The following is a 5676-nucleotide window of genomic DNA, read 5'->3' on the forward strand; positions in this document are numbered from 1 at the left end:
GGATGTAATGGTGCGCCGCGCCCGAAACGTGGCGATCAAGTGTCTCGCACAGCAGGCGGCAGCGCTCGAAGTCGGGCGCGTAGCTTGCCGTCACGATGGCCGCCGTCGGTGTCTGCCGCAGCGGGCCTGGCTCGACAGCGGTGCCTGGCACGAACCTGCTGTTCACTTGACATCCTCCGCGGCTTCGGGCGCAAGCGAGAATTTCTGCCTGACGACGCGCAGCAGGAACAGTGGGTTGCCGACCACATAACGGCGCCACAGGCGGCTCGGTTCGACAGCCAACCGGAACAGCCATTCGAGCCGCAGCCGGCGCATCCACAAGGGCGCGCGGGGCACCGCGCCGCTCAGGAAATCAAGCAACGCGCCGACGGCGATCGGCAGCGTGCAGTGGCGCGCGTCGATGTGGCGTTCGATCCACAATTCCTGGCGCGGCACGCCCATGGCGACGAGCAGCACGTCGGGCCGAAGCGCGGCGATCCGGTCGACGATTTCCTGCTCCTGCGAAGCGGGGAAATAGCCGTCATGGATCACCACGAACCGGTGCTGCACCGCCAAGGCGGCCAGCTTGACCGACGCCGCTTCGGCATTGACACGCGTCGCGCCGAGCAGCCCAACGGTCAGCGGCGTCGTCGAGGCCTGCAGGAAGGCCGGGACGAAATCGGTGCCGTTGAGATTGTCGGGAAACGGCGCCCCGTAGAGGAGCCTCGCCGCCAGATCGATACCGATGCCGTCGGGCAGGATGAGGAAATCATCGAGTGCCCCGGCGAACACCGGGTCGGTATAGGCGATGTTGGCGTTGTGGGCGTTGAGGAAACTGACCTTGGTGAAGCGCCGCTCGGCAATCAACCGGTTCAGCAGGGCGATGGCATCGTTCCAGCGGACCGCAACCACCGGGATGCCAAGGATCGTCATCAGCTTGTCGAGCCCGAACGCAGCGCGGGCGGAATGCATGTTCATGCAAACGCCTCCTGCCTGGCAGGCTCAAGCTCTTCGAGGCCGAGCCGGATGGCAGCGTCGAGCGCCTTGACCTGCGAGCCCCGGAACGCGCTGCCGTCGACGTCGCGGATGTCGGCCGCCGCAGCCTCGAGAGCCCTGGCGAAGGCGACGGGATCGTCGGTGACGACGCAGTTGGCCGGACGGTGGTCGATGCCGCGCAGCGAACGGCTCGTGGCGACCGAAGGCAGGCCGAGTTCGAACGTTTCGATGGTCTTCAACTGGACGCCGCTGCCCGCGGTGCTGATCAGCGGAATGACGGCAGCACCGCGCACGAAAGCCTGCGCGTCGGGCACGCGGCCGACAAGTTCGACACCCGGATGCTTCGAGGCGACGCCCGAAGGCATGTGGCCTGCGATGCGGATGCGGAAATCGGGCCGCAGATGCGGCACCACCTTGTCCAGGAACCAGTCGAGGCCGATGCGGTTCGGCTGCCAGGTCCAGGTGCCGATCAGGGCCGCGTCGCAGTCGATGCGGCGCGGGCCTTTCAGGGTTGGCGCCTGGGCACCGGTCACCAGCGGCAGCACCGCCGAGCGGTTGTCGGAGGCGACACCGAGTGCGGCGCGGTCTTCCTCGGCCAGGGTGAAGACGAAGCGCGCCCGGCGGCAGACACGCTCTTCGACGGCCTTGAGCAACCTCGCCTCACGACGAAACAGCAGGCGCTGGAAGAGGCTGCCGGCGGCAGCGGCGTTCTCCCGCGCCGAAAGATACTCGACATTGTGGGCAACGAAGATCGAAGGCCGCTCGGTGAACAGCTTTTCGAAGGCGCCGGCGAACTGCACGGAATTCAGCACGTAGCCGTCAACCGGTCCAGCTTGCTCGATGGCAGCGAGAACATCGCTGTCGGACACGGCGCGCAGCTTGACCGAGGCGAAGGTGAGGCCCGAAAGCAGCGCCTTGCCGACCCAGGCCAGCTTCTGCCGCGCGGAGGCATTGTCCGTGCGCACGTCGATGGCACCCAGCACCACGGTGTTTTCGGGGTCGGCCGCGGGTTTCCCCGGCCAGGTGAAACCAATGACGGTTACGCGCACGCCAGCGCGCCGCAGGGCGGCGATGATCGCAGCGTTTGCGATCTCGTAGCCCGAGGCGAGAGCACCGTCGGGCACGATCGATGTGGCGAACAGTAGATGCATCTCACCTATCCAGTGGTGTAGCCGGTAGCAAAGCGCGGTGAACCCTTGATTAAGCGAGCACATTCGACGGCCGAAAGCCTCTGCTTGCAGGCGTTCTCCGTGCAAGGTGATTAACGAAACCTTATCAACCGCGGTGCTACCAGAGCCCAACTCACCATGTGGCTGGACACGGATGATCCCTTTGCCATCGGACGGTTCGGTATCGGTCGCGGGACGCACGCCGCGGCTTGACGTCGAGGCCGTCGAAGCCGTCGTCACCTTGCCGACCTTCAAGCGTCCCGAGCAGGTGCTGGAAACGCTGGCGTCGCTGCGAGCGCAGCAAACCGGCAGGCGCTTTGCCGTGATCGTCATGGAGAACGAAGCCGAGGCGCGGGCCGGCGCCAAGGCAGCGCTGCCGCTGTTCGAGCGGGGCGAAATGTCGGGCCTGGTCATCATCGCGCATGAGCGCGGCAATTGCAGCGCCTACAATGCCGGCTGGCAGACAGCCATCCTGCAATTCCCGAACTTCAGGCATCTGCTGGTCATCGACGATGACGAGATCGCCGATCCGCAGTGGCTGGAACGGATGTGCCGGGCTGCCGAAACGCTCAGTGCCGATATTGTCGGCGGCCCGCAGGTGCCCGTGTTTGCCGACCCCGCCCATGCGCGATGGGCCGAGCATCCGGTGTTCGCGCCGCCTTATCGGGCAACCGGGCGGGTGCCGGCGCTCTATTCGTCCGGCAATCTTCTGGTCGGGCGCAACGTGCTGATCGCCATGGGTCCACCCTTTCTCGATCTCAGATTCAACTTCATGGGCGGCGGCGATTCCGACTTTCTCAGCCGGTCGGCGCAAAAGGGCTTTGTGCTGGGCTGGTGCGCCGAGGCCAAGGTGCATGAAACCGTCCCGGCCCGGCGTATCGAAGCCGACTGGATCCGGGCCCGCAGCCTGCGCAACGGTGTCATCTCGACACTGGTCGAAAAGAAGAAGCGCGCCGGCACACCGCTGGCCGGCGCCAAGGTGTTGCTGAAGAGCCTGGCACTGCTTGCCGCCTCGCCGCTTCGCGGCCTGATCCGGCTGGCGCGGACCGGATCGCCTGATATCGCCATCTACCCTGTCCATGTGGCGCTGGGCCGCGTGCTGGCCGAATTCGGATATGCCAATGAGCAATATCGCCAGCCTGAGAAAAACTGAGCGCGCGCCGCTCAGCGCCGCGTTCACGCGCGAAGGCGTGGCCACCGCCATTGCCGCGCTGCTGTTGACCGTCATCATGGTGTCCTTCCGGCCGTTCCAGCCGGGCGGCGCAGAACTCGCCGGTCAAGGCGGCGACATCGTCAACCAGCTTGGCTTCGGTTCGCTCGGCGCCATGTCGATCTTCTCGCTGATGGCCTTTGCCGATCCGCGTGTGGTGCGCTCGCTGCTCAGCCCGTCCTGGATGCTGATGCTGGGCTTCTTTTTCCTCTCGGTGATCCTGTCGACCGATCCGCCTTCGGCCATGCGCGCCGCCTCCTTCACCCTGATCGGCATCCTGACGATGGCGACGATCCTGGTGCTGCCTCGCGACGCCGAAGCCTTCTCGAAGGTGATCATCTTCACCGCCGTCGTGGTCATGGGCCTTTCCTATCTCGGGCTCATCGTTTTTCCGCATGAGGCGATGCACACCGCCGACTCGCAGGAGCCTGAGCATGCCGGCCTGTGGCGCGGCGTGTTCACCCACAAGAACATCGCCGGGCCGATCATGGCCTGCCTCAGCTTCGCGGGCCTCTATCTCTACCGGCGCGGACAGCGCTACTGGGGTGCCGGGATCTTCTTCGCTGCGATGATCTTCATGCTGCACACCGGCTCCAAGACGACAGCCGGCCTGGTGCCGTTCTCGATCCTGATCGTCATGTTCCCGAGCCTGATCGGCATGCGGCTCGGCACGCCGATCCTGTTTGCGCTGGCGATCGTCGCGACAGCGGTCGGCACGCTGGGCATCGTATTCCTGCCGCCGATAAAACATCTCGCGGCGATCTATTTCCCGGACATGACCTATACGGGCCGCACGACGCTGTGGGAGTTCGCCGGCAGCATGCTCGCGAAGAAGCCATGGACCGGTTACGGCTATGAGAGCTTCTGGGGCACGCCCTTGCTGCTCAACCAGGACCAGCCCTTCGACCGGCCGTGGGACATCCGGACCATCGTGCACGGCCATGACGGCTACCTCGACATCGCCGTGCTGATGGGCATTCCGGCACTCTGCGTGGCGGTCTACACTTTCCTCATCGCGCCGCTGCGCGACTACATGCGCATTCCGTTGCGCAGGGAAAACATTTTTCTCGGTGACTTCTTCATGATGGTGGTGCTGTTCACGGCGCTGAACGCTTTTCTCGAAAGCTTCTTCTTCCATCGCGGCGACCCGGTCTGGCTGTTCTTCGTGCTCGGCGTATTTGGCCTCAGGCAAGTCTCGCTGCGGCCGATGGCAGTGCGCGATCCCGATCGCGGCTCGCGATCTTTCCGTTCCTCCTGACGGGGGCTTCCCCGGGGAAGCGCCAGCGTCTATGTGAAAGCCTTCCTTCGGAGGGCTTTTGATGACGATCAGGCTTGTTCTCGCCGGCTGCGGCAATATGGGTTACGCCATGCTCTCAGGCTGGCTGAAATCCGGTAAGCTTGCGCCATCGGCGGTTTTCGTGGTCGAGCCCAATGCCGATCTGCGCAATCGCGCGGCCACGCTGGGCTGCGCGACATCAGCCGATGCCGGCAGCATCCCGGCCGATGCCGTGCCCGATCTCGTCGTCATCGCGGTGAAGCCGCAGGTGATCCGCGATGTCACCTCCGCCTACAAGCGTTTCGGCGATGGCCGCACCACCTTCGTCAGCATCGCCGCCGGCACGCCGGCCAACACCTTCGAGGAAATCCTCGGCAGCCGCGCGCCGATCGTGCGCTGCATGCCCAACACACCCGCGGCAATCGGCAAGGGCATGATGGTGGTGTTCTCCAACAAGCTCGTGTCGGATGACACCAAGCGTTTCGTCGCCGATCTTTTGTCGGCGAGCGGCGAAGTGGCCACCATCGACGACGAGGGCCTGATGGATGCGGTGACCGCCGTCTCCGGATCTGGGCCGGCCTACATCTTCCATTTCATCGAAGCGCTGACCGTGGCCGCCGAGAAGGCCGGGCTGCCAACGGCGACCGCCAAGCTGCTCGCCATGCAGACAGTCTATGGCGCCGCCTCGCTCGCCGCCGAAAGCGGCGAGGAACCGGGCGTGCTGCGCCAGCAGGTCACCAGCCCCAACGGCACGACGGCCGCGGCGCTGGCCGTGCTGATGGGCGAGCACCGGCTGACGCGCCTTCTCACAGAGGCGGTGGAGGCTGCGCGGCTGCGGTCGGTCGAGCTGGGGAAGTAATCGTCAACTCCTCCGCTGCCGAAGTTTTGATGGGTCGGACGTGCTTGCGTTGATGGCTTGGCGGAAATGCACATCGCTTCGTCATCCTGGGGCGAAGCAAGGAGCGCAGCGACGCGGCGCAGACCCCAGGATCCATGCCGCGACTTCAAAGCGCTGCTGCGGTGCAGAATTCTGCTCCGCTGCATTC

5 protein-coding genes are annotated in these 5676 nt (G+C 65.2%); 3 read left to right on the top strand and 2 right to left on the bottom strand.

The annotated features are described in order from the left end of the window. Window positions 1-162 precede the first annotated feature (162 nt). Window positions 163-957, bottom strand: a complete 795-nt coding sequence (locus tag EN964_RS22250) for a WecB/TagA/CpsF family glycosyltransferase (protein ID WP_127271447.1) — start codon at window positions 955-957, stop codon at window positions 163-165. Then, window positions 954-2126: a glycosyltransferase family 4 protein gene (locus EN964_RS22255; RefSeq protein WP_127272679.1), complete on the bottom strand. Its 1173-nt coding sequence runs from the start codon at window positions 2124-2126 to the stop codon at window positions 954-956. The genes EN964_RS22250 and EN964_RS22255 overlap by 4 nt, the downstream gene beginning before the upstream one ends. Before the next feature lie 172 nt (window positions 2127-2298). On the opposite strand from EN964_RS22255, the gene EN964_RS22260 reads away from it, so the two are divergent. The 3 genes from EN964_RS22260 to proC all read left to right on the top strand — a co-directional run bounded on the left by EN964_RS22260 (window position 2299) and on the right by proC (window position 5489). Next, entirely contained in the window at window positions 2299-3297 is a 999-nt protein-coding gene (locus EN964_RS22260) for a glycosyltransferase family 2 protein (RefSeq protein WP_127269839.1), read from the top strand. Then, entirely contained in the window at window positions 3266-4612 is a 1347-nt protein-coding gene (locus EN964_RS22265) for an O-antigen ligase (protein WP_127269837.1), read from the top strand. The genes EN964_RS22260 and EN964_RS22265 overlap by 32 nt, the downstream gene beginning before the upstream one ends. Before the next feature lie 61 nt (window positions 4613-4673). Beyond that, window positions 4674-5489, top strand: coding sequence for a pyrroline-5-carboxylate reductase (proC, locus tag EN964_RS22270; RefSeq protein WP_127269835.1), 816 nt, complete (start codon window positions 4674-4676; stop codon window positions 5487-5489). Window positions 5490-5676: the final 187 nt, after the last annotated feature.

Source organism: Mesorhizobium sp. M7A.F.Ca.CA.001.10.2.1, from assembly GCF_003998575.1.
Taxonomy (GTDB): Bacteria; Pseudomonadota; Alphaproteobacteria; order Rhizobiales; family Rhizobiaceae; genus Mesorhizobium.

Bases quoted from the DNA above. Each gene is read 5' to 3' on its own strand.
- EN964_RS22260 (WP_127269839.1), top strand. From the start codon at position 2,299: ATGATCCCTTTGCCATCGGACGGTTCGGTATCGGTCGCGGGACGCACG.
- EN964_RS22255 (WP_127272679.1), bottom strand. From the start codon at position 2,126: ATGCATCTACTGTTCGCCACATCGATCGTGCCCGACGGTGCTCTCGCC.
- EN964_RS22265 (WP_127269837.1), top strand. From the start codon at position 3,266: ATGAGCAATATCGCCAGCCTGAGAAAAACTGAGCGCGCGCCGCTCAGC.
- EN964_RS22250 (WP_127271447.1), bottom strand. From the start codon at position 957: ATGAACATGCATTCCGCCCGCGCTGCGTTCGGGCTCGACAAGCTGATG.
- proC (WP_127269835.1), top strand. From the start codon at position 4,674: ATGACGATCAGGCTTGTTCTCGCCGGCTGCGGCAATATGGGTTACGCC.